General features: G+C 72.9%; 16 protein-coding genes. 1 reads left to right on the top strand and 15 read right to left on the bottom strand.

Translation table 11 applies throughout. The features are described from left to right. Positions 1-266: 266 nt before the first annotated feature. From rny to ACFC1R_RS34290, 7 genes are all read right to left on the bottom strand, one after another. The gene (rny, locus tag ACFC1R_RS34260; protein WP_375945450.1) at positions 267-1727 is read right to left on the bottom strand and encodes a ribonuclease Y; all 1461 of its coding nucleotides are present in this window, start codon (positions 1725-1727) and stop codon (positions 267-269) included. A 250-nt stretch (positions 1728-1977) separates the two neighbouring features. Further along, complete coding sequence (locus ACFC1R_RS34265; RefSeq protein WP_375945452.1) at positions 1978-2865, bottom strand: regulatory protein RecX; 888 nt, start codon at positions 2863-2865, stop codon at positions 1978-1980. A gap of 5 nt (positions 2866-2870) precedes the next feature. After that, positions 2871-3986, bottom strand: coding sequence for a recombinase RecA (gene recA, locus ACFC1R_RS34270; protein WP_375945454.1), 1116 nt, complete (start codon positions 3984-3986; stop codon positions 2871-2873). A 148-nt stretch (positions 3987-4134) separates the two neighbouring features. Next, positions 4135-5310: an AI-2E family transporter gene (locus ACFC1R_RS34275; RefSeq protein ID WP_375945456.1), complete on the bottom strand. Its 1176-nt coding sequence runs from the start codon at positions 5308-5310 to the stop codon at positions 4135-4137. A gap of 188 nt (positions 5311-5498) precedes the next feature. Continuing rightward, entirely contained in the window at positions 5499-5693 is a 195-nt protein-coding gene (locus ACFC1R_RS34280; protein ID WP_375945458.1) for a DUF3046 domain-containing protein, read from the bottom strand. Between the two features lie 20 nt (positions 5694-5713). Next, positions 5714-6286 carry a GNAT family N-acetyltransferase gene (locus ACFC1R_RS34285; protein WP_375945460.1) on the bottom strand — a complete coding sequence of 191 codons (573 nt, stop codon included), beginning with the start codon at positions 6284-6286 and terminating at the stop codon, positions 5714-5716. 100 nt (positions 6287-6386) lie between these two features. Next, positions 6387-8162: a S8 family serine peptidase gene (locus ACFC1R_RS34290; protein WP_375945462.1), complete on the bottom strand. Its 1776-nt coding sequence runs from the start codon at positions 8160-8162 to the stop codon at positions 6387-6389. 266 nt (positions 8163-8428) lie between these two features. Between ACFC1R_RS34290 and ACFC1R_RS34295 the strand changes: the two genes are divergently transcribed. Beyond that, on the top strand, positions 8429-13111 hold the full coding sequence (locus ACFC1R_RS34295) for an ATP-dependent helicase (RefSeq protein WP_375945464.1): 4683 nt from the start codon (positions 8429-8431) through the stop codon (positions 13109-13111). A gap of 531 nt (positions 13112-13642) precedes the next feature. Here the strand turns inward: ACFC1R_RS34295 and ACFC1R_RS34300 are convergent. The 8 genes from ACFC1R_RS34300 to ACFC1R_RS34335 all read right to left on the bottom strand — a co-directional run. Then, entirely contained in the window at positions 13643-14014 is a 372-nt protein-coding gene (locus ACFC1R_RS34300) for a helix-turn-helix domain-containing protein (protein ID WP_045302444.1), read from the bottom strand. Positions 14015-14279: 265 nt separating this feature from the next. Continuing rightward, positions 14280-14753 (bottom strand): CinA family protein, encoded by a 474-nt coding sequence (locus ACFC1R_RS34305; protein WP_375945481.1) that lies wholly within the window; start codon positions 14751-14753, stop codon positions 14280-14282. Positions 14754-14875: 122 nt separating this feature from the next. Further along, positions 14876-15514 carry a CDP-diacylglycerol--glycerol-3-phosphate 3-phosphatidyltransferase gene (gene pgsA, locus ACFC1R_RS34310; protein ID WP_375945466.1) on the bottom strand — a complete coding sequence of 213 codons (639 nt, stop codon included), beginning with the start codon at positions 15512-15514 and terminating at the stop codon, positions 14876-14878. After that, positions 15511-16956 (bottom strand): 30S ribosomal protein S12 methylthiotransferase RimO, encoded by a 1446-nt coding sequence (rimO, locus tag ACFC1R_RS34315; RefSeq protein ID WP_375945468.1) that lies wholly within the window; start codon positions 16954-16956, stop codon positions 15511-15513. Before rimO ends, pgsA begins: the two co-directional genes overlap by 4 nt. Before the next feature lie 73 nt (positions 16957-17029). Then, a complete protein-coding gene (locus ACFC1R_RS34320) occupies positions 17030-17935 on the bottom strand; it encodes a helix-turn-helix domain-containing protein (RefSeq protein WP_375945470.1) in 906 nt (301 codons plus the stop codon). Between the two features lie 224 nt (positions 17936-18159). Then, positions 18160-20865 carry a DNA translocase FtsK gene (locus ACFC1R_RS34325; RefSeq protein WP_375945472.1) on the bottom strand — a complete coding sequence of 902 codons (2706 nt, stop codon included), beginning with the start codon at positions 20863-20865 and terminating at the stop codon, positions 18160-18162. A 246-nt stretch (positions 20866-21111) separates the two neighbouring features. After that, positions 21112-21747: a two-component system response regulator gene (locus ACFC1R_RS34330; RefSeq protein ID WP_375945483.1), complete on the bottom strand. Its 636-nt coding sequence runs from the start codon at positions 21745-21747 to the stop codon at positions 21112-21114. Positions 21748-22082: 335 nt separating this feature from the next. Beyond that, positions 22083-25046 (bottom strand): HAMP domain-containing protein (locus tag ACFC1R_RS34335; protein ID WP_375945474.1); only part of this gene is annotated, 2964 nt, incomplete at its 5' end.

A 25046-nucleotide genomic window follows, 5' to 3' on the forward strand; every position in this document is an offset into this window, starting at 1 on the left:
ACCACGACTCGATCTCGTCCAGGTCTGGCTGATCTCTTCCACTCACGGCCTCACCGTATCCAGGCCAGGGCAAAGGTTGTCTGACGCGGCACTAGGACGCGGAGAACCCGGACGCGGAGAACCCGGAAGGCGGCCGACCCGCCGGGGAGGCTGCCTACGGCGCCGGGGGGCTCCCCGGCGGTGGCACCGCACCGGAGCTCCCCCGGGGAGGGTGCCACGCCGGAGCCCTCCGCCCAGGCGGATCCCCGCGGCCCCGGCGGACGGGTTCAGCGGGCGAACTCCGTCGCCCGGCTCTCCCGGACCACGGTGATCCGGATCTGCCCCGGGTAGGTCAGCTCCTCCGCCACCTGCCTGGCCACCTCACGCGCGATCAACTGCGCACCGAGGTCGTCCACCACCTCCGGCTGCACCATCACCCGCACCTCCCGCCCCGCCTGCATGGCGAACACCTTCGCCACCCCGTCGTGCGCCCCCGCGATCTCCTCCAGCCGCTCCAGCCGCCGCACGTACGCCTCCACCGACTCCCGCCGAGCGCCCGGACGTCCGCCCGAGCAGGCGTCGGCGGCCTGGGTCAGCACCGCCTCCACCGTCCGCGCCTCGACCTCCCCGTGGTGCGCCTCGATCGCGTGCACCACCTCGTCCGCCTCGCCGTGCCGACGGGCGAACTCGGCCCCGATCGCCGCATGGCTGCCCGCGACCTCGTGGGTCATCGCCTTCCCGATGTCGTGCAGCAGCGCGGCCCGCTTCACCACCTCGACGTCCACGCCCAGCTCGGCCGCCATCATCCCGGCGATGTGCGCGGACTCCACCAGGTGCCCGAGCACGTTCTGCCCGTAGGACGTCCGGTAGCGCAACCTGCCCAGCACCCGGACCAGTTCGGGGTGTATGTCGCCGATCCCGGTGGACAGCAGCGCGTCCTCGCCGGCCCGCAGGCAGAGCCGTTCGACCTCGGTCCGACTGCGGCCGTGGACCTCCTCGATCCGGGCCGGGTGGATCCGTCCGTCCGCGACCAGCGCCTCCAGGGTCAGTCGGGCGGTCTCCCGGCGTACCGGGTCGAAGCAGGAGAGCTGGACCTGCTCGGGGGTGTCGTCCACGATCAGGTTGACCCCGGTGACCGCCTCGAACGCACGGATGTTGCGGCCCTCCCGGCCGATGATCCGACCCTTCATGTCCTCACTGGGCAACCGCAAGGCGGTGACCGCGGTCTCCGCGGTCTGCTCGGCCGCCAGCCGCTGGATCGATCCGGCGACGATCTCCCGGGCCCGCTGCTCCCCCTCCGCCTTCGCCCGCCGCTCGATCTCCCGTACGGCCACGACGGCTTCCCGCCTGGCCTCGGCCTCGATCGTCCGCACCAGCTCCGACCTGGCCTGGTCCACCGTCAGACCGGCCGTCCGCTCCAGCGCGCTCCTGGACTGCTCCTCCAGCGCCCGCACTTCGGACTTCCGCCGGGACAACTCGGCGACCCCCAAGGACAGTCGCTCCTCCTGCGTGCGCAGGCGGCGGAGCTCCTCGGTGAGCCGCTCCTCCCGGCGGTCGAGTTCGGCGCGCAGCTGCGCCGCGTGGCCCTCGGCCGATTCCCGGATCCGCTCCGCCTCCTCGACGGCACGCAAGCGGGCGACCCGCACTCTACGGACCGTCATCGCGGCGACCAGGAGCAGGAGGAGCAGGCAGAGGAGTCCTGCCGACAGCACGGCGGCCACTGGCCCGGCACCCGTCGCGAGCTTCATCCGCTCCACTCCCGTCCCCGCGCGCTCGGCCGCTCCCGCGATCAGAGGGCCCGAGGGTCGCAGGGCGGTGAGCAGCACCGATCCGACTCCGACCGGCGCCGCCCGGCCCGGCGCACCCGACCGCGGACTGCGGCCGACGGGTCTGCCGGGAGAGCGACATGATCGAAGTGGCCCCTCACTGCTTGCGAGGCTAGGTGCGGGTCACGAAACGGTCAAGATGCGGCCGCGACCTGACCGACCTCGATCGATGTCACCAGCCTTCCGCCGAGCCGCCGTTCTCCGCCTCCTCCTCGCTCAAGGCGTTCCGCACCACCCGGAAGGCCAGCCCCTCCGAGTAGCCGCGCCGGGCCAGCACACCGACCAGGCGGCGCATCCGGGTGTCCCGCTCCAACCCCCGGGTCGACCTGAGCTTCCGGTCGACCAGTGCGCGGGCGGCCGCCGTCTCGTCGTCCTCGTCCAGCTGGGCGACCGCCTGCTCGACCAGGTCACCGGCCACCCCCTTGGTCCGGAGCTCCTGGGTCAGCGCCCGCCGGGACAGGCCCCGGACGGCGTGCCTCGACTCGACCCACGCCTCGGCGAACGCCGCGTCGTCGATCAGGCCGACCTCCTCGTACCGTGCGAGCACCTCCTCCGCGACCTCGTCGGGGATCTCCCGCCTGCGCAGCGCGTCGGCCAGCTGCTTGCGGGTCTTGGCGGTGCCGGTGAGCAGGCGCAGGCAGATGTCCCGCGCCCGGGCCGCCGGATCGGCGGTCTCCTCCCGTGCCGCCTTCTCCGGGCGCTCCGACCTCACCGAGCGGGCCCGGCGTTCGGACCGCTCCGCACGCTCGCCGCGCCCCTCGCCGGCTGCGCGGCGCCCCTCAGCTCGGGTGCTGCGCCGCCGCTCCCGGACCGGGCCGTCGGGGAAGGGCGCGTCGGGGACGGCCACGACGAAGGCCGACGAGTCCTCGGCGGCCACGGCCGTCCGTCGACGACGGCGCCCCGTGGGCAGCTCGGAGGCCCGGACCACCCCGAGCTCCGTCAGGTCGCCCGGCGCCTCCTCCTCCGCGCTGCCCGTCCACCAGTCCGGTGGCCCGTGGTCAGCGGGATCACCGGGGCCGCCGGGGGCGGTGCCCGGCGACCGCTCGTCCTCGTGCCTCACCGGACTCAGGCCTTGGCGGCCGCGGCCTTCTTCGTCGCCGCAGTCTTGGTCGCCGTCGCGGTGATCGGCTTGGCGGCACCCTCGACCTCGACGGCCGGCCCGGCGGCGTCGGCCTCGGCGTCGCCCTTCACACCGATGCCCAGCTTGGTCTTGATCTTCTTCTCGATCTCGTCGGCCAGCTGCGGGTTGTCCCGCAGGAAGTTGCGGGCGTTCTCCTTGCCCTGGCCGAGCTGGTCGCCCTCGTAGGTGTACCAGGCACCCGACTTGCGGATGAAGCCGTGCTCGACGCCCATGTCGATCAGACCGCCCTCGCGGCTGATGCCGATGCCGTAGAGGATGTCGAACTCGGCCTGCTTGAACGGTGCGGCCACCTTGTTCTTGACCACCTTGACCCGGGTGCGGTTACCGACCGCCTCGGTGCCGTCCTTCAGGGTCTCGATACGGCGGATGTCCAGCCGGACCGAGGCGTAGAACTTCAGCGCCCGGCCACCGGTCGTGGTCTCCGGGGAACCGAACATCACGCCGATCTTCTCGCGCAGCTGGTTGATGAAGATCGCGGTGGTGTTCGACTGGTTCAGCGCACCGGCGATCTTGCGCAGCGCCTGGCTCATCAGCCGGGCCTGCAGACCGACGTGCGAGTCGCCCATCTCGCCCTCGATCTCCGCGCGCGGGACGAGCGCCGCGACGGAGTCGATGATCACGAGGTCGATCGCGCCGGAGCGGATCAGCATGTCCGTGATCTCCAGGGCCTGCTCACCGGTGTCCGGCTGGCTGACCAGCAGGGCGTCGGTGTCCACGCCGAGCTTCTTGGCGTACTCCGGGTCGAGCGCGTGCTCCGCGTCCACGAACGCGACCGTGCCGCCCATGCGCTGGGCGTTGGCCGCCAGGTGCAGGGTCAGCGTGGTCTTGCCGGAGGACTCGGGGCCGTAGATCTCGACGACCCGGCCGCGCGGGATACCGCCGACACCGAGGGCGATGTCGAGGGCCGTGGACCCGGTGGGGATCACGTCGATCGGCTCGTTGGCCTTCTCGCCCAGGCGCATCACCGAGCCCTTGCCGAACTGCCGCTCAATCTGGGCGAGTGCGGTCTCAAGAGCCTTCTCGCGGTCCGTACCTGCCATGGCTTCCACCCTCGGGTTCTGTGCTGTGCGCTTCATCGGTCTCGACGCTAGCGCGTCCCACCGACAATCGACCCGGATCGGGCTCCGCCTGTGGAAAACTCGCCACCGAACAGTATAGGGAACAGGTGTTCGAATCGAACGGAAGCGCCTACCTCTCTTCGTCCCCCCTGCCCTGACCTGCGGAATCACCCGATCCGCCACCCCTCACCATCCGCCGCAACCGGCGCGCGGTCTCCAGCCTGCGCTCCCTGGCGGCCCGCTTGCGCTCCTCGCCGCGGTCGATCCGCGGGTCGGTCGCGACCTCGTACCGGCGGACGTATGTCCCGACGAAGCCCTGCAGCGTGGCGGCGGCCGGGATCGCGATCAGCGCACCCACCGCACCCAGCAACGCCGCCCCGGCGATCACCGCGCCGAAGGCCACCGCCGGGTGCACGTCCACCGTCTTCGCGGTGATCCGGGGGTGCAGCAGGTAGTTCTCGATCTGCTGGTAGACGATGACGAAGGCCAGCACCCAGAGCGCGTCCACCGGCCGCACGGTGAGCGCGACCAGCACCGGCAGCGCCCCGGCCAGGTAGGTGCCGATGGTCGGGACGAACTGCGACATCACCCCGACCCAGACCGCCAGCGCCACCGCGTAGGGAAGCCCGAGGGCCGCGAACATGACCCAGTGCCCGATGGCCGAGGCGACCGCCAGCAGGGCCCGGGAGTAGAGGTAACCGCCGGTCTTGGCCAGCGCGATCTCCCAGGCCCGCAGCACCTCCGCCTGCTTGGCGGGCGGCAGCAGCGAGCAGACGGTCCGCCGCACCCGGGGTCCGTCGGCGGTGAGGTAGAAGGTGAACAGGCCGACCGTGAAGGCCTGGAACAGCCCGCCGATCAGCGTGCTGGACAGGCCCCACACGTTGTCCGCGGCCTGCTGGGCGTACTTCTCGATGCTCCCCGAGTCCTTGAGCACCCGCTGCTGGAGCTGATCCATCGACAGGTTCTGGTGGAACGTCCGGTTGATCCAGCCGATCAGGTTGTCGACCAGGTGCGGCAGATCGCCCGCGATCTTCGCCACCTGGTCCACCAGCAGCGTGCCGAGCGAGGTGAGGAAGCCCGCGACCGCGATCGCCAGGCCGATGAAGACCAGGAAGGTGCCGACCCCGCGGCGTATGCCGCGGGCGGCCATCCGGTCCACCGCCGGCTCGATCGCGAGCGACAGGAAGAAGGCCACCAGCAGCATCACGAAGAGGTCGATGAGCTGGTGGAACGCCCAGTCGGCGAGCTTGAAGAGGCCGATCAGGAGGAGGGCCAGCATCATCGCCTTGGGCAGCCAGCGCGGCATCGCCTCGCCCCAGAGGGCACCGCGGCGGGCGGGTGGAGAGTCTTGGTCGGAGGCGGTCCGGTCAGGGTTCTGATTCTCTGCGCTACTAACCACCCGCCCAGTCTCACCCATGGCCTCCCGGGAACCGGCGGGCGCCCGCCCCGGTGCGCCGGGCCCCGGCCGCGCCGGGTGGCCCACGGTGCGGGGCTTCAGCGCAGCAGCGCCGAGACCCCCTGGGTGTCGCAGACCACCCGCCAGACGTCCTTGGCCTCCCAGCCCGCCTCCAGCGCCTGCCGGACGGTCCGCCCACCGAGTTCGCTCATCACGTGGTCGCTCGCGAAGGACCCGGCGTACGCCTCGCCGAAGTGCTCGTACATCCGTCGCCAGAACTCGGTCAGCCTCATGGCCTCCAGTATCCCCTCCGTCAGCGCGCGCCCTGCTGGAGCCCGTGCCACTCGGCCCGCTCCAGCGCGTACTCGACCTCGCCGTGCTCGGAGCCCTCGATGCTCTCCGGCCAGTCCGCGAAGAAGGTCCGGACGTAGCGCAGGCCGGACTTCTCCATCACCCCGCGCGAGCCCCGGTTGACCGTCATGGTGCAGGCGAACACCCGTTCCACGCCGGGCTCGGTGAACCCCTTGCGGATCAGTGCGCGCGCACCCTCGGTGGCGTAGCCGTGCCCCCAGGCGGGGCGGCGCAGCCGGTAGCCGAGTTCGACCTCGCCGGGGCGCTCGACGTCCGGCGGGCGGAACTCGAACCACCCCAGGAACTCACCGGTGTCGCGCCGCAGCGCCGCCCAGTACCCGAGCGCCGGGAAGCGCCGGTAGTAGGAGAAGAACAGCGGCAGGATCCGGTCCTGCACCGCCTCCCGGGGCGTGGCCCGGCCCCCGGTCAGGTAGCGCATCACCTCGGGGTCGGAGTCGAGTTCGACCAGCAGGTCGGTGTCCTCGGCGGTGAACCGGCGCAGGATCAGGCGTTCGGTCTCCAGATGAACAAACATCCCGCGATGATCCCCTGGCCCGCCGCCCGGCCGCACCCCGTTTTCCGGTCCGGGCCGTCCGGTCCGGGCCGTCCGGGCCGTCCCGCTGCGTCCGCGCCCGTCACTCCCTGGGCAGCGCCAGCACTCCGGCGCCGTAGAAGTCGCGCTCGGCACAACGCCCCTGCCCGACCGGGCAGTTGGCCGCAGCCGCCTGGGCCAGCAGGGCGACCGTCCGGTCCGGGCTCCAGTCCGGGTGCTCGGCGGCCACCACCGCGACGGCCCCGGTCACGTGGGCGGCGGCCATCGAGGTGCCGGCCAGTGCGGCGTACTGGCCGCCGGGCCAGTCCGAGACGATCGCGCCGATCACCCCGCCGTCCGGGTCGCCGCCGGGGGCGGTCAGCGAGATCCGGTCCCGCCCGTAGTTGGAGTACGCGGTCGGCATCCCGCTGCGGTCCACCGCGCCGACCGCCAGCACGCCGGGCAGCTCACCGGGAAGGCGGATGCACTCGGTGCCGAGGTGCCGGTCCTGGGCCGGTCCCGAGGTCCGGTCGTTCGGGCTGCGCTGGTCGGTCCGGGCGGCGGCGAGGTCCTGGCCGTCGTTTCCGGCGGAGGCCACCACCACGGCACCCTGCCGCTGGGCGTAACCGACGGCCCGGCCGACGGCCATGATCAGCGCGGCCTGGTCCGGGTCCTCGGGGCAGTTGTACTTCCACGGGTCGGCGAAGTAGCTGTCGTTGATCGCCTTGGCCCCGTGGTCGGCCGCCCAGAGCACCCCGCAGACGATGTTCTCCGCGTAGTACTGGCCGAGCGGTCCGAGCAGCCGGACGGCCGCGATCCGTACGCCCGGGGCGACCCCGGTGACCCCCCTGCCGTCCCGGGCCGCACCGACGATCCCGGCCACATGGGTGCCGTGCCCGCTCTCGGTCACCCCCTCGTCGGGGCGCCAGGCCCCGTACCGCGGGTCCGGACGGCCGTCGGCGCAGGAGGCGGACGCGGTCGGATCCACGGCACTGCGCAGGTCCGGGTGGGTGTCGTCGACCCCGGAGTCGAGCACCGCGACCAGCACCCGGCGCAGCTGCTGGACGGAGGGCAGCGGCCGGTTCGAGCCGTGGTCGGCGGCCGGGCTGCGCAGCAGGGCGATGCGTTCCGGGGCTTCGACCGCGCCGATCATCGCGAGGTTCCAGTCGGCGGACTCACCCGGGTCGGGGGTGGTCGCCTCGGCCTCGCCCCATCCGCTCGACGTCTCCGCCCATCCACCCGACGCCTCCGCCGACGGCGGCCGGACGTCGCCCGGAGCGGCGGCCCGCACAGAGGGGTCGGCGGCCCACACGGAAGGGGCGGCGGCAGTGCCGCACCCGGCCCGACGGTGCAGGTCACACCCCCCGGGGGCGCGGGCAGGGGGGCCGGAGCGCGGGCAGGTCCGCAGCGCTCTGGTCGCGCAGTCCTGCGCGCCCCCGGGGTGGCGGATGGCCGACCGGCCGGCCCCGGCGGCCCTCAGCGCGTCGCTGCCGCGCCGGAAGTCGCCGATGCCCGCGAGCGCGCCCGGCGGGCTGGGCACCGCCTCGGTCCGGGTCGCACCGACCGCGGCCACCCCGGGCCTCCCGCGCAGCCGCTCACCGAAGCCGGCGGCGGCGTACACGAGCACCGCCCCGATCTGCGGGTACTCCTGGACCACCTGTCCGCCCGCCGCCCTGGCGAGCCCGGCCGCCCGGGTGGTGCCCTGGGCGTCCTGCCCGTCGGCCAGCACCAGGTAGCTGAGGTACGAGCGGCCGGGCCCGGACACGTACGGGACCGCGCCGCCGAGCAGCAGGGCGGTCAGCAGCATGGCCAGCAACGCGCGCACGGGGCCGCTCGGGCGCTTCGCGGGCCCGCCGTCGGCCGGACCGACCCGTCCCATCGCACCGCCTCCGCTCCTCGTCCCCCGTGATCACCGGACTGACTCATCACGATATGAGCTGATTATCCGAATTGACCCGTTGGACTAGGTCAGACGGCCGCCCGCCCCAGGCCGTCGGCCCTGCGGCCCCGTCCCCGTGGCAGTGCCGTCCCGACCCCATGGGCCGTCCCGACCCCGTGGCAGTACCGGCCCCGTGGCAGTGCCGTCCCCGACCCCGCCGTCGGCCGCCGACCCCGGTTGTCAGTGGCCGGCTGCACCATGGGGACATGGCGCGACGTACCGGCGAGGAGCCTCTGGACGCCCCCGACCCGCTCGCGGGCTTCGCCCCCGCGACCAGGGCCTGGTTCGCGGGTGCCTTCACCGCGCCCACCACCGCCCAGGCCCAGGCCTGGGCCGCCATCCAGCGGCAGACGGACGTCCTGGTGGTCGCCCCCACCGGCTCCGGCAAGACGCTGGCGGCCTTCCTGTCCGCGCTCGACCGGCTCAGCAGCACCCCGCCGCCCGCCGACCCCGGGCACCGCTGCCGGGTGCTCTACATCTCCCCGCTCAAGGCCCTCGCGGTGGACGTCGAGCGCAACCTCCGGGCGCCGCTCGCCGGGCTGCGCCAGGCCGCCGTCCGGCTGGGCCTGCCCGAGCCCGAGGTGCAGGTGGCCATCCGCTCGGGCGACACCCCCGCCGCCGACCGCCGCCGCTTCGCCAACCATCCGCCGGACATCCTGATCACCACCCCGGAGTCGCTCTTCCTGCTGCTGACCTCCGCCTCCCGGGAGGCACTGCGCGGCATCGACACCGTGATCCTGGACGAGGTGCACGCCGTCGCCGGCACGAAGCGCGGTGCCCACCTGGCCCTCAGCCTGGAGCGGCTCGACGAGCTGCTGGAGCGCCCGGCCCGCCGGATCGGCCTCTCCGCGACCGTCCGGCCGGTCGAGGAGGTGGCCAGGTTCCTCAGCCCGCAGCGCGGGGCGGTGGTCGTCCAGCCGCCCTCCGCCAAGCGGTTCGACCTCTCGGTGGTCGTCCCGGTCGCCGATCTGGCCGACCTGCCGGCCGCCGTGGACGACGACCCGTCCCGGCCGGGGCCGCCGCCCGGCCGCCAGGCCGACGGAGCGTCGATCTGGCCGCACGTCGAGGAGCGGATCGTCGACCTGGTCCAGGCCCACCGCTCGACCATCGTCTTCGCCAACTCCCGCCGCCTCGCCGAGCGGCTCTGCAACCGGCTGAACGAGATCGCGGTCGAGCGCGCCACCGGCGAGCCCCTGCCCGAGTCGTACGCCCCGGCGCAGCTGATGGCCGAGTCGGGCGTCGCCAAGGGCGCTCCCCCGGTGCTGGCCAGGGCGCACCACGGGTCGGTCTCCAAGGAGCAGCGCGCCCAGGTCGAGGAGGAGTTGAAGGCCGGCCGGCTGCCCGCCGTGGTGGCGACCTCCAGCCTGGAACTGGGCATCGACATGGGCGCGGTGGAGCTGGTGGTCCAGGTCGAGTCGCCGCCCTCGGTCGCCTCGGGCCTGCAGCGGGTCGGCCGGGCGGGCCACCAGGTCGGGGCGGTCTCCACCGGCGTGGTGTTCCCCAAGTACCGGGGCGACCTGGTGCAGTCGGCGGTGGTGACCGAGCGGATGCGCGCCGGCCGGATCGAGGCCCTGCGCATCCCGCGCAACCCGCTGGACGTGCTGGCGCAGCAGCTGGTCGCGATCACCGCCCTGGACACCTGGGACGTGGACGAGCTGCTCACCCTGGTCCGCCGGGCCGCGCCCTTCGCCACCCTGCCGCAGTCCGCCTTCGACGCCGTGCTCGACATGCTCGCCGGCCGCTACCCCTCGGACGCCTTCGCCGAGTTGCGCCCCCGCCTGGTGTGGGACCGGGTGGCGGGCACGGTCACCGGCCGCCCCGGCGCGCAGCGCCTCGCCGTCACCTCCGGCGGCACCATCCCCGACCGCGGCCTGTTCGGCGTCTTCATCGTCGGCACCGATCCGAAGAAGGGCGGCGGCCGGGTCGGCGAGCTGGACGAGGAGATGGTGTACGAGTCCCGGGTCGGCGATGTCTTCACCCTGGGCACCACCTCCTGGCGGATCGAGGAGATCACCCACGACAAGGTGCTGGTCACCCCGGCCCCCGGCATCCCGGGGCGGCTCCCGTTCTGGAAGGGCGACACCCTCGGCCGTCCGCTCGAACTCGGCCGCGCCGTGGGCGCCTTCGTCCGCGAGCTGGGCTCCCTCACGCCCGATCAGGCCACCGGGCGGCTCAGGGCCGCCGGTCTGGACGACTGGGCGGCGGGCAATCTGCTCAGCTACCTCGCCGAGCAGCGGGCCGCCTGCGGCCACCTGCCGGACGACCGCACCATCGTGGTCGAGCGCTTCCGCGACGAGCTCGGCGACTGGCGGATCGTCATCCACTCCCCCTTCGGCGCCCAGGTGCACGCCCCCTGGGCCCTCGCCCTCGGCGCCCGCCTGCGCGAGAAGCACGGCCTGGACCCACAGGTGATGCACGCCGACGACGGGATCGTGCTCCGCCTCCCCGACGCCGACCTGCTCGACTTCCCCGTCGACGGGCCCACCTCCGACGAGGCCCCGGTCGGTGCCGACGCCGCGCTCTTCGACGCCGAGGAGGTCGAACAGCTCGTCACCGACCAGGTCGGCGGTTCCGCGCTGTTCGCCTCCCGCTTCCGCGAGTGCGCCGGGCGCGCTCTCCTGCTCCCCCGGCGCAGCCCCGGCAGGCGCACGCCCCTGTGGCAGCAGCGCCAGCGCGCGTCGCAACTCCTCCAGGTGGCCGCCGAGTACGGCTCCTTCCCGATCGTCCTCGAAGCCGTCCGCGAATGCCTCCAGGACGTGTTCGACGTCCCTGGGCTGGTCGAGTTGATGCGCGATCTGGAGTCACGCGCCGTCAGGCTGGTGGAGGTCACCACCCCCGAGCCCTCCCCGTTCGCCCGCTCGCTCCTCTTCGGCTACGTCGCCCAGTTCCTGTACGAGGGCGACTCCCCGCTCGCGGAGCGCCGCGCCGCCGCCCTCTCGCTGGACTCCCGGCTGCTCTCCGAACTGCTCGGCCAGGCCGAACTGCGCGAGCTGCTCGACCCGGCCGTGCTCGCCGAGTTGGAGGCCGAGCTCCAACGCCTCACCCCCGACCGCCGGATCAGGGACGCCGAGGGTGTCGCCGACGCGCTGCGCCTGCTCGGCCCGCTGGGCGAGGCCGAGTTGACGGCGCGCGGCGCCGAGCCGCTCTGGGCACTCGAGCTGGAGGCGGCCCGCCGCGCCATCCGGGTCCGGATCGCCGGCGAGCCGCGCTGGGCGGCGATCGAGGACGCCGGACGGCTGCGCGACGCCCTCGGCACCCCGCTGCCGGTCGGCGTCCCGGAGGCGTTCACCGAACCGGTGAAGGACCCGCTGGGCGACCTGCTCGCCCGGTACGCCCGCACGCACGGCCCGTTCACCTCGTCGGAGGCCGCGACGAGGTTCGGCCTGGGCACGGCCGTGGTCACGGGCACGCTGCACCGGCTCACCGCCGGCGGGCGCCTGGTCCAGGGCGAGTTCCGCCCGGTCGAGGGCCACACCGCCACCGTCGAGTGGTGCGACGCCGAGGTGCTGCGCAGACTGCGCCGCCGGTCGCTGGCCGCGCTGCGCCAGGAGGTCGAGCCGGTCCCGCCGCGCGCGCTGGCCGCCTTCCTGCCCCAGTGGCAGCACCTGGCCGGCCACCGGCTGCGCGGCCTGGACGGCCTGCTGCGGGTGGTCGAACAGCTCCAGGGCACCGCACTGCCCGCCTCCGCGCTGGAGAAGCTGATCCTCCCGGCCCGCCTCGCCGACTACACCCCGGGGGCGCTGGACGAGCTGATGGCGGCCGGCGAGGTCGGCTGGTCCGGCGCGGGCGCGCTGGCGGGCAAGGACGGCTGGATCAGCCTGCACCTGCCGGAGTCCGCCCACCTGCTCCGCCCCGAGCCGGTGGCCCCCGCACTGACCCCCGTGCACACCGCCCTGCTGGACACCCTGGCGGGCGGGTACGGCCTGTTCTTCCGCCAGCTCGCCGAGCGGTCCCCCGACACCCCCGAGCCCGAACTCGTGGAAGCCCTCTGGGACTTGGTCTGGGCCGGATGTGTGACCAACGACACCCTCGCGCCGCTGCGTGCCCTGCTCGGCTCCGGCCGCACGGCCGGAGCCACCGCGCACCGGGCCGCCCGGTCCACCCCGCGCGGCCGGTACGGCGGGGCCGGGCGCGGCTTCGGCCGCCCGGCGGGCACGCTGCGCTCCGGCCCGCCGACGGCCGCCGGCCGCTGGTCGCTGCTGCCCGCCTTCTCCGAGGACGCGACCACCCGGGCCGCCGCGCAGGCCCAGAGCCTGCTCGACCGGCACGGGGTGCTCACCCGGGGCACGGTCGCCGCCGAGCGCGTTCCCGGCGGCTTCGCGGGGGTGTACCGGGTCCTGGCCGCCTTCGAGGAGCGCGGCCGGGCCCGGCGGGGGTACTTCGTGGAGGGCCTCGGCGGCGCCCAGTTCGCCATGGACGGCGCGGCTGACCGGCTGCGCGCCGTCAACGGCAGGCTGGAGCGGGCTTCCGCGACCGGGTGGCCGAGCAGCGGCACCGGCGTCGAACCGCCGCAGGTCCTGGTGCTGGCCGCCGCGGACCCGGCCAACGCGTACGGCGCCGCCCTGGCCTGGCCGGAGCCGCCGACCGCCTCGGGTGCCAAGCCGACCGCCGCCGCCCACCGGCCCGGCCGCAAGGCCGGCGCCCTGGTGGTGCTGGTCGAGGGCGAGCCGGCGCTGTACGTCGAGCGCGGCGGGAAGTCCCTGCTGGCCTGGCAGCCGCACCCGGCAGCGGTCGAGGCACTGGCCGAGGCGGTCCGGCACGGCGCACTCGGCAGCAGTGTCACCATCGAGCGCGCCAACGGCGAGGCCGCCCTCACCTCCGAGCTGGGCCGCCTCCTGGAGCAGGCCGGATTCCACCCGACCCCGCGCGGCCTGCGGCTGCGCGCCTGACCGCCGGGGCAAGCGGGTCAACTCCCCAGGGGGCGCGGGCAAGCACGCGGCCCCCGCGCCGTGCGCACCCGGTCAGCCGGGGCACACCGAGGGCGCGGGGACCGCACGAGTGGCCCACTGCGGGAAGCCGCCGGCCACGCGCACGGTTCCCCGCGCCCCTGAAGAGCCGTCTCCTGCCCCGGAAGGGCCGCCCGGTGCTACCCGTCAAGCGGCGCAGCCGGTTCCGCACCCGGCGGTTCACCCTTACGGTGTCGTGACCCGGTCAGCAGACGACTGCTGTGCACCGGTACGAGACCGAGGCCCCAGCCGCCCAGGGCCAGTACGCCGAGTACGGCGCCGCCGCTCCGGAACCCGCTGCCCAGCAGCAGCCAGCATCCCGGCAGAGCCAGGAGCAGGGGTGGGAACCATCGCCGGTCCGGGCCTATTCGCCCGAGAACGCACTGCCGTACGGCGGCACATGCCGCCCGGACTCTCCGCACCACCGGCCTCCTTCACTCGTCCCCCGCGGCACGCGGGGAGGGCGAGGTCCGGTCAGGCCGCCACCACGTCCACGGCCGCGGCCTTGGGCGAGATGCCGCTCATCCGGTCGACACCGGGAGCGGGCAGCGGAACCGGTTCGAGTACCGGCCTCAGCAGCTCACCCTCCGAGAGGGTGGCCATTGCCGCAAGTTCGGCGAGCGACAGCTCGTCGCTGACCTCGCGCATGACTTCGGACATCCGGACATCGAGTGCGTCGCAGATGGCGGAGAGCAGCTCGGAGGACGCCTCCTTCTGCCCCCGCTCGACCTCGGAGAGGTAACCGAGCGAAACCCTGGCGGCCGCCGACACCTCGCGGAGTGTGCGGCCCTGGCGCTGGCGCTGCCGACGCAGTACATCGCCCAGTAGGCGACGGAGCAGGATCATCGGTGCCTCCCTCCTCGGACTGCGGATCGAGATGTCACGACCCCACCGTACCGCCTTGTCCGCATCGCGTGCGGGGACCATGGTCGTGTTCACTCTGGGCTGCAAGGCTGTCCCCTCCCCTGTTTGTTCCCCGCCCGGACTGTCCACGCGCCCGCTCCGGGCCCGCAGTCGAGGCCACGCGACTTGCCGGCTACCTGGTTTCTGCCCAGCCAGGCCATCTGGTGTAACACGATCCTCCAGCTCTGACAGCCAGTTCAGTGCCAATTCAGGAAAACAGTCGGCAATCTCGGCGCGACGGGGGTTCAACCGCTACACGGTCGCTCAGCAACTCCAGCGCGGCGGTCACCGCATCGGCACGGATTCTGTCACGTGACCCCGACAGCCGGGGCGAGACGACGAAGGTCCCCTCGGGCCCGGCCAGCGCCAGGTGCACCGTGCCGACCTCCTGGCCGCCCTGCGGCTCGGGGCCGGCCACGCCGGTGGTCGCCAGTCCGTAGGTGGCACCGAGCAGTCTGCGGACGCCGTCGGCCATCTGCCGGGCCACCACCGGGTGCACCGGACCGTGGACGGCCAGCAGGCCCTCGTCCACCCCGAGCACCGAAGCCTTCAGGTCGGTGGCGTACGCGGTGACCGAGCCGCGGAAGGTCTCGGAGGCACCTGGGACGTCCACCAGGGCCGCCGCCAGCAGTCCGCCGGTCAGCGACTCGGCGACGGCCAGCGTGGCACCGCGCCCGCGCAGCGCGGCGTGCGCGAGCCCGGCCGGCCCGGGGACGTGCGCCGACCCGTGCCGTGCTCCTGCTGCGCGGTCCGCTGCCGCGCCGGGGCCCGCTGCCGTCCGGGAGCCCGGCGGGAGGATGTCGTTCACTGCCCGGCCCGTTCCCTGGCCACGCCCTCGCGGCGCAGCCGGATCGCCTGTCCGATGTAGTCGAGCCCGGTGCCGACGGTGAGCAGGACGGCGACGCCCATCAGCACCGCCCGCCCGGTCGCCAGCCAGCCGGTGAGCACCAGGACGTACATGCCGACCGCGATGCCCTGGGTGAGGGTCTTCAGCTTGCCGCCCCGGCTCGCGGGGATGACGCCGTAGCGGATCACCCAGAAGCGGAGCAGGGTGATGCCGAGCTCGCGGGCCAGGATGACCACGGTGACCCACCAGGCGAGGTCGCCGAGGACGGAGAGGCCGATCAGTGCGGACCCCATGATCGCCTTGTCCGCGATCGGGTCGGCGATCTTGCCGAAGTCGGTGACCAGGCCCTTGCGCCGGGCCAGCTCCCCGTCGAAGAGGTCGGTGATCATCGCGATGGCGAAGGAGGCCCAGGCCACCGAGCGCCACTTGGGATCATGGCCACCCGCTGCGAACAGCAGCGCCACGAACACGGGCACCAGCAGCAGCCGGACCATCGTCAGGATGTTGGCGATGTTCCAGAGGCCCGGCTGCGGCGGCAGCGCCGCACCCGGGCGGCCCGGGTGCGGCGCTGCCGGGGCGCCCGGCCCCTGGGTCATGCCCCGGCCCCAAGCAGCTCCGCGACGAGGTCGACGCCCTCGGTGCCGACCACGAGGGCACGGTGGAACTCGCCGATCTTGACGTGCTCGGCGCCCAGCAGGGTGGTCAGACCGTCCGTCTCGGGGGCCTGGTGGGCCGCCCGGCCCTCGACCACGCCGTCCTCCACCGACTCGACCAGGACCAGGACCTCGGTGCCGATCCGCTGTTCGGCGCGCTGGGCGGTGAGCTCCTCGGCGAGCCGGGAGAGCTTGGCCAGGCGCTCGGCGACCACGTCCTCGGGCAGCTTCCCGTCGTAGGTCGCGGCCTCGGTGCCGTCCTCGTCGGAGTAGCCGAAGACGCCGATCGCGTCCAGCCCGGCGTGGCTGATGAACCGCTCCAGCTCGGCGAAGTCCTCCTCGGTCTCACCGGGGAAGCCGACGATGAAGTTGGAGCGGGCGCCGGCCTGCGGAGCCCTGTCCCGGATGGTCTTCAGCAGCTCAAGGAACTGGTCGGTGTTGCCGAACCGGCGCATCCGGCGCAGCACCGCCGGGGCGGAGTGCTGGAAGGAGAGGTCGAAGTACGGGACGACCCCGTCGGTACCGGTCATCACGTCGATCAGCCCGGGCCGCATCTCGGCGGGCTGCAGGTAGCTGACCCGGACCCGCTCGATGCCCTCGATCGCGGCGATCTCGGTCAGCAGCGTCTCGAGGAGGCGGATGTCGCCGAGGTCCTTGCCGTACGAGGTGTTGTTCTCGCTGACCAGGACGACCTCGCGGACGCCCTGCTCGGCCAGCCACTGGGCCTCCTGCAGCACGTCGGAGGGGCGGCGGGAGATGAAGGAGCCGCGGAAGGCGGGGATGGCGCAGAAGGAGCAGCGCCGGTCGCAGCCGGAGGCCAGCTTGACCGAGGCGACCGGGCTGTCGTCCAGCCGCTTGCGCAGCGTGCGGGGGCCGGAGGCGGGGGCGAGGCCCTCGGGCAGGTCCTCGGGGGCGCCGTGGCCGGGCAGGGCGACCTCGGCGGCGGCGGCCTGCCGCTCGACCGGGGTCAGCGGGAGCAGCTTGCGGCGGTCGCGCGGGAGGTGGGCCGCGTGGTGCCCGCCGGAGAGGATGGTCTGCAGCCGGTCGGAGATGCTGGCGTAGTCGTCGAAGCCCAGCACGCCGTCCGCCTCGGGCAGCGCGTCGGCGAGCTCCTTGCCGTAGCGCTCGGCCATGCAGCCGACCGCGACGACGGCCTGGGTGCGGCCGTGCCCCTTGAGGTCGTTGGCCTCCAGCAGGGCGTCGACGGAGTCCTTCTTGGCGGCTTCGACGAAGCCGCAGGTGTTGACGACGGCGACATCGGCTTCGGCGGCGTCGTCGACCAACTGCCAGCCATCGGCCTCCAGTCGCCCGGCGAGTTCCTCGGAGTCCACCTCGTTGCGGGCGCATCCGAGCGTGACAAGGGCGACTGTACGGCGTTCAGGCATAGGGCCAAGATTAACGCGCGAGCTCCGGTGCCGTTCGCCCCGGAGGTCGCGCGCCCCGAATGTACGGTTCCGCTCAGCCCGCCTGCGGGTCACCGGGGGTGTATGTGAGGTGCACCACCTGGCCGTCCTCACCCGCCGGGCCGAGGTCCTTGCCGTTGACGTACACGTGTACGGCGGCCGCGTTGCCGATCACCAGCTTGATCTGCTTGGGGTCGGTGAAGGTCTGGTCGGTCCCCCGGTCCAGGTTGTTCTGGAAGAGCGACTTGCCGGTGCTGTCCGTCGCCGAGACCCAGCTGGTCTCCTTCTCGGCGACCAGCTTGACGGTGACCTTGTCGGCCGGGGCCCCGGCGATCGCACTCGGTGCCGCGCTGCTCGGCGGCGCGGTGCTCGGCGCGGGGGCGGGCGGCTGGACGGGGGAGCTCTGCGGGGCGGCCGCGGACTGCGGGGAGTCTGCCGCCAGGTGGGTCGGCCTGCCGGCGAACAGGTTGAAACCGATCAGCGCCACCACCACCACGATCGCGGCCATCATCGCGGCCGTCCAGTTCGGGCGGCGGTGGTCGGTGACCCTGATCGGTCCGGTGTCCAGCAGCTGGGTGGGGCGATGCGGCCCCGGCGCACCGCCGTGCGCGGTGTCGTACCTGGCGATCAGCGGCTCGCTGTCGACACCGACCGCCCTGGCGATCGACCTGATGTGGCCCCGGGCGTAGAAGTCGCCACCGCAGCGGCTGAAGTCGTCGTTCTCGATGGCGTGCACGATCGGCACCCGCACCCGGGTGCCGACACTCACCTGATCGACCGTCATCCCGGCCGCCAGTCGCGCGGCAGCGAGCACCCGGCCGATGCTCTCCGCCTCGGCGGCGGGCTCGGCGGGCGCCTGCTGCTCCGGCACGGCACCCGAAGGACCGGCGGAGGACCGGCGATTGGCGCGGCGGGGGGACTTGCCGATGGTCACTGGAAGCGCCTTTCGAGCATTGGCCATCTGCTGGGAAGACAGTCTAGGGGCGGGGGTGGAGCCTTTCTCAAGCGGAACGGGCCCGAATACACCCCAAGGCGGGCGGCCGGTGGCACCCCCCTTCGACCGGGTGGCCGCACCGGCGGGCCCTGACTGGATTGACGTGGCGGCCCGACCGGTGGTTCCCCACCGGCCGGGCCGCACCGGCTTCCCCCGAACGAGTGAGACCGGAGCGCGGACACCCCTGCGGATCAGCCCCGGATGGTGAGGATGACGGCGTCCAGCTCGTCCGGTTTGACCAGCACGTCGCGGGCCTTGGATCCCTCGCTCGGGCCCACGATGCCGCGCGACTCCATGAGGTCCATCAGCCGTCCGGCCTTGGCGAAGCCGACCCGCAGCTTGCGCTGGAGCATCGAGGTCGAGCCGAACTGGGTGGAGACCACCAGCTCGGCCGCCTGGATCAACAGGTCCAGGTCGTCACCGATCTCCTCGTCGATCTCCTTCTTCGGGCCGCCGCCGACGGTCACGTCGTCCCGGTAGGTCGCGCTCAGCTGGTCCTTGCAGTGCTGGACCACCTTGGCGATCTCGGCCTCGGTGACGAAGGCGCCCTGCATCCGGACCGGCTTGCTGGCGCCCATCGGCAGGAAGAGCGCGTCGCCCTTGCCGATCAGCTTCTCGGCGCCCGGCTGGTCCAGGATGACCCGGGAGTCGGCCATCGCCGAGGTGGCGAAGGCCAGCCGGCTCGGGACGTTGGCCTTGATCAGCCCGGTGACCACGTCCACCGAGGGCCGCTGGGTGGCCAGCACCAGGTGGATGCCGGCCGCCCGGGCCAGCTGGGTGATCCGCACCACCGAGTCCTCGACGTCGCGCGGGGCGACCATCATCAGGTCGGCCAGCTCGTCCACGATCACCAGCAGGTACGGGTACGGCTTCAGCTCGCGCTCGCTGCCGAGCGGCGGGGTGAGCCGGCCCGACCGGACCGCCGCGTTGAAGTCGTCCACGTGCCGGAAGCCGAAGGCCGCCAGGTCGTCGTAGCGCAGGTCCATCTCGCGGACCACCCACTGGAGGGCCTCGGCGGCCTTCTTGGGGTTGGTGATGATCGGCGTGATCAGGTGCGGGATGCCCTCGTACGCCGTCAGCTCGACCCGCTTGGGGTCGACCAGCACCATCTTGACCTCGTCCGGGGTGGCCCTGGCCAGCACGGAGGTGATCAGGCAGTTGATGCAGGACGACTTGCCCGCCCCGGTCGCGCCGGCCACCAGGATGTGCGGCATCTTGGCGAGGTTGGCCATCACGGTGTGGCCCTCGACGTCCTTGCCCATGCCGACCACCATCGGGTGGGTGTCCTCGGCGGCGGTCCGCGAACGCAGCAGGTCGCCGAGGTTGACCATCTCCCGGTCCCGGTTGGGGATCTCCACCCCGACCGCCGACTTGCCGGGGATCGGGCTGATGATCCGCACGTCCGGGCTGGCCACCGCGTACGCGATGTTCTTGGCCAGCGCGGTGATCCGCTCGACCTTCACCGCCGGGCCGAGCTCGACCTCGTAGCGGGTGACCGTCGGCCCGCGGGTGAAACCGGTGACCCTGGCGTCCACCTTGAACTCCGCGAAGACCCCGCTGAGCTGGGCCACCACCTCGTCGTTGAGGGCGCTGCGGGCCTTGGCGGGCGCGCCGAACTCCAGCAGGTCCAGCGGCGGCAGCGTGTAGGTGCCCTCCCCGGTCAGCTGGAGCTGCTCCATCCGGACCGGCGCACCGCCGTGCTTGTCCAGGTCGACCCCGGCGGTGCGGGCGGCCGGGACCGCGGGTTCCTCCGGCGGTGCGGTGCGGTCCTGCACCTGGTGCACGATGCCTGCCACCGCGGGTGACGCGGGTACCCCGTGCACCAGGGCGCCGTCCAGTTCGGCCGCGACCCCGGCGGCGATGTCCCTGGTCGCGTAGGGGTCCTTGGCGAACGCGTCGGGGACGGCGTCGGCCGGCTCGGACTCGTCCGCCTTCCTGCGACGGCGGCGGCGCCGGGCCGGTACCTCGTCCTCCGTGTCCTCGATGCTGAACGGCAGCGCTTGCGGGTCGGCGTCCTCGGGCGGCTCGGTGGAGAACTCGCGGTCGTACGCCTCGTCCGGGTACTCGCCGTACGGCGGCTCGACGACGCCCAGGCGCTCGCCGAGCAGGCGCAGCCGCTCGGGGATCCGGTTAACGGGCGTGGCGGTGACCACCAGCAGGCCGAAGAAGGCGAGCAGCAGCAGCAGCGGGACGGCCAGCGGCGGTCCGGCGGCGGCCATCATCGGCGTCGAGGCGGCCCAGCCGAGGATGCCGCCGGCCTGCCGTATCCGGGTCGCTCCGGTGGACATCCCGGGTGCGCCGCAGCCGATGTGGACCAGGCCGAGGACACCGACGATCAGGGCGCTGAGCCCGATCGCGACCCGGCCGTTGGCCTCCGGCACACCGGGGTGGCGCATCAGACGGATCGCCAGCACGAGCAGCAGCAGCGGCATCAGCACGTCGAGCCGGCCGAACAGGCCCGACACCACGTTGGTGGCCGCCTCGCCCAGCCAGCCCTGCGGGCTGAACCAGGTGCCGGCCGCCGTGATCAGGGACAGCGCGAGCAGCAGCAGCGCCACCCCGTCCTTGCGGTGGTCGGGGTGGAGGTTCTTGGCACTGTCGCCGAAGCCCCGGAAGACCGAGCCGATGCTGTGCGCCATGCCCAACCAGACCGCTCGGACGGCCCGGAAGAGCACCGGTCGCGGCGGCGGCGACGCCGGAGCCTTGGCGGCCGCCTTCTTCGCGGGGGCCCGCCTGACCGGCGGCTTGGCGGCGGCGGCCTTCTTCGCCGCCGGTTTCGCCGCCGGCTTCGCACCCGGTTTCACCGTGGGTTTCGCGGCGGGCTTGGCGGCGGGGGCCTTCTTGGCCGGCCCGGGTTTCGAGTTGCGTGCGGGGCTTCCGGGCATACGTGTGGCCATGGGTCAGCAGCCTACCGGGGGCCGTCTGCCCTGCACATGTGACCGATCGCCGGGCCCGGCCACGTGTCGCCGACACCCCGTCAGGGCCGCCGGGGACAGCGGGAACCACCCCGGCGCGCCCTGCGGAGGCCGCTCATCCGCCGGCCCCGTGCGGCCCGCTGGCAGACCGTCAGACAACCGGCGGCGACCACCCGGCGCCTGGGGGCGCGCCGGGAGCGCGCGGAGCCTCCCGCGCGCTCCCGGCGCTCAGTTGGTGCCCGGTCGCAGGGCTTCGAGCGCCTGGCGCAGACTGGCGAGCTTGCGCTCCAGATGAGCCGCCGCGACCGCCGCACCCGCCTCGGTCGAACCGGCCAGCTGCTTGGTGAGCGCCTCGGCCTGCTCCTCCACCGACGCCAGCCGCGCGGACAGCTCGCCGAGCAGCGCACCGCCGATGGCCTGCTGCTCGCCCGCCTCCAACTGCAGCCGCAGCAGCGCCGCCTGCTCCTTGAGCTGGCAGTTCTTGGTGTAGAGGTCCACGAAAACGGAGACCTTGGCGCGCAGCACCCACGGGTCGAAGGGTTTGGAGATGTAGTCGACCGCACCGGCCGCGTAACCCCGGAAGGTGTGGTGCGGACCGTGGTTGATCGCGGTCAGGAAGATGATCGGGATGTCCCTGGTCCGCTCGCGGCGCTTGATGTGGGCGGCCGTCTCGAAGCCGTCCATTCCCGGCATCTGCACGTCCAGCAGGATCACCGCGAAGTCGTCGGTGAGCAGCGCCTTCAACGCCTCCTCACCGGACGAGGCCCGGACCAGGGTCTGGTCCAGCGCCGAGAGGATCGCCTCCAGTGCGAGGAGGTTCTCCGGCCGGTCGTCTACCAGGAGGATCTTCGCCTTCTGCACCAGGACCCGCCCTCCTGCCGGTTGTTTTCCGAGGGAAGGCACCTGCGTGCCGCCCACCACTGCCCCGGTCATGCTAGCCGCACCCCCTCGCCCGCCACATCGCTGTGCGCAAATGCGGCCCGCAGACTTCGTGGAGACACTCCGAACGGCAGCCGACCCATGAGACGCCTTGTCACCGTTCGGTCACTGTTCGCAACGATGGGTGACCTTACCGGGTTCCCGGCACGACCCGCCAGCCCGGCCGGAAAGCCGGATTCCTCTTTACTGCGGCCCGGCCCGGCCCGGCCCTCCCGCGGCACCGTTCGGCGCCGGGATCTCCGGGCCCGGCGCCGTGGCGACTACTTGCCGGGGAGCCACTGGCGCATCACCGCCAACAGGTGGTCGGTCTCCACCGGCTTGGTGACGTGGTCGTTGGCTCCCGCGTCCAGGCTCTTCTCCTTGTCCCCCTTCATCGCCTTGGCGGTCAGCGCGATGATCGGCAGGCCGGAGAACTGGGGCATCCGGCGGATCGCCTCGGTGGTCGCGTAACCGTCCATCTCCGGCATCATGATGTCCATCAGGACCACGGCCACATCCTCGTGCTGCTCCAGGACTTCGAGGCCGGCCCGCCCGTTCTCCGCGTAGAGCACCGTCAGGCCGTACTGCTCCAGCACGCTGGTGAGCGCGAAGACGTTGCGGACGTCGTCGTCCACGATCAGCACCCGCTGGCCGTCGAAGCGGCCCTGGAACTGCGTGGCCGCGCCCGGTCGGGCGGCGGATTCGCCGCCGGGGCCGCCGACCGGCTCCTCGGCCGCCACCCGGCGCCGCTCGGCCTCGCCGCGGCGGCGCTCCTCCGCCAGCTCACGCACCTCCTGCGCCCAGTGCTCCGCCGGGTTCTCCCCCACCGGCACCGGCATGCCGGCCGGAGTCACCGCGACACTGGCCCTGACCAGCGACGACGGCTGGCGCTCCAGCGTGACGGCCGGGCCGGGGGGCTCGCTGCGCAGCGGCAGGTAGAGGGTGAAGGTGGAGCCCTGGCCCAGCTCGCTCTCGGCGTGGATCTCGCCGCCGAGCAGGCGGGCGATCTCCCGGCTGATGGACAGGCCGAGGCCCGTCCCGCCGTACTTGCGGCTGGTCCCGCCGTCGGCCTGCTTGAAGGCCTCGAAGATCTCCCGCAGCTTGTTGTCCGGGATGCCGATGCCGGTGTCGGAGACCGAGAAGGCGATCAGCGGTTCGTCGGGGTCGGTGATCGCGCCGCTCTCCAGCAGCTGCTCGCGGACGTGCTGCGGGGCGCCGTCGGCGCGGCGGATCCGCAGTTCGACTGCGCCGGACTCGGTGAACTTGAACGCGTTGGAGAGCAGGTTGCGCAGCACCTGCTGGAGCCGCTGCTCGTCGGTGTGCAGGGTGACCGGGAGGTCGGAGGTGACGATCACCGCGAAGTCGAGGCTCTTGCCCACGGTGAGCGGGCGGAACGCGGCCTCGACGTAGTCGACCAGCTGGACCAGGGCGATCTTGGCCGGGCGGACGTCCATCTTGCCCGCCTCGACCTTGGAGAGGTCGAGGATGTCGTTGATCAGCTGGAGCAGGTCGGAGCCCGCACCGTGGATGGTCTCGGCGAACTCGACCTGCTTGCCGGAGAGGTTGCCCTCGTTGTTGTCGGAGAGCAGTTTGGCCAGGATCAGCAGCGAGTTGAGCGGGGTGCGCAGCTCGTGCGACATGTTGGCGAGGAACTCGCTCTTGTAGCGCGAGGCGAGCGCGAGCTGTTCGGCGCGCTCCTCCAGGACCTGCCTGGCCTCCTCGATCTCGCTGTTCTTGATCTCGATGTCGCGGTTCTGCTGGGCGAGTTGCTCGGCCTTCTCCTGCAACTCCTCGTTGGTGCGCTCCAGCTCCTCCTGCCGCGCCTCCAGTTCGGCGGACCGCATGGAGAGTTCGGCGGTCAGGCGCTGGGACTCCAGCAGCAGGCCCTCGGTCTTGGTGTTGACGCTGATGGTGTTGACGGTGACGCCGATCAGATCGGCGATCTGGTTGAGGAAGTCCAGGTTGACGGTGGTGAAGGAGCTGAAGGTGGCCAGCTCGATCACGCCGAGCAGCCGGCCCTCGAACATCACCGGGAGCACCACCACGTGGGCGGGGCTGGCCTCGCCCAGACCCGAGGCGATCTTCAGGTAGCCGGGCGGGGTCTCCTTGAGGATGATCGAGCGCTTCTCCACCGCCGCCTGGCCGACCAGGCCCTCGCCGGGCCGGAAGGTGGTCGGCATCGCACGGCGCTGGTAACCGTAACTGCCGATCAGGCGCAGAACGGTGTCGTTCTCGTCGTCGTCCTCGGTGATCAGCTCGGCGGTCCGGCCGGCGGGCTGGGCGAGGAAGAAGGCACCGTGCTGGGCGGAGACCACCGGGGTCAGCTCGGTCATGATCAGCGAGGCGACGGCCTCCAGGTCCCGGCGGCCCTGGAGCAGACCGGAGATCCGGGCCAGGTTGGTCTTGAGCCAGTCCTGCTCCTGGTTGGCGCGGGTGGTCTCGCGCAGGTTGGCGATCATCTGGTTGAGGTTGTCCTTGAGCTCGTCGAGCTCTCCGGACGCGTCCACGTCGATCCGCAGCGAAAGGTCGCCCCTGGTCACGGCGGTGGCGGCCTGGGCGATGGCGCGCACCTGGCGGGTCAGGTTGTTGGCGAGTTCGTTCACCGACTCGGTCAGGTCCTGCCAGGTGCCGTCCACACCGGGGACGCGGGCCTGGCCGCCGAGGCGGCCGTCGGTGCCCACCTCGCGGGCCACCCTGGTGACCTCGTCCGCGAACGCCGACAGCTGGTCCACCATGGTGTTGATGCTGGTCTTGAGTTCGAGGATCTCGCCGCGGGCGTCCACGTCGATCTTCTGCGAGAGGTCTCCGCGCGCGACCGCGGTGATCACCAGCGCGATGTTGCGGACCTGGCCGGTCAGGTTGTTGGCCATCTGGTTGACGTTGTCGGTCAGGTCCTTCCAGATGCCCGCGACACCGGGGACGCCGGCCTGGCCGCCCAGGATGCCGTCCGTCCCCACCTCACGGGCCACCCGGGTGACCTCGACGGCGAACGCGGACAGCTGGTCCACCATGGTGTTCAGGGTGCCCGCCAGGGCCGCGACCTCGCCCTGCGCCTCGATGGTGATCTTCTTGGAGAGGTCACCCCGGGCGACCGCCGAGGCGACCTCGGCGATGTTCCGCACCTGGCTGGTCAGGTTGGAGGCCATGAAGTTGACGTTGTCGGTCAGGTCCCGCCAGATGCCGGAGACCCCGCTCACCCGGGCCTGACCACCCAGGATCCCTTCCGTGCCGACCTCGCGGGCGAC

This window comes from Kitasatospora sp. NPDC056138, from assembly GCF_042264695.1.
Classification (GTDB): Bacteria; Actinomycetota; Actinomycetes; order Streptomycetales; family Streptomycetaceae; genus Kitasatospora.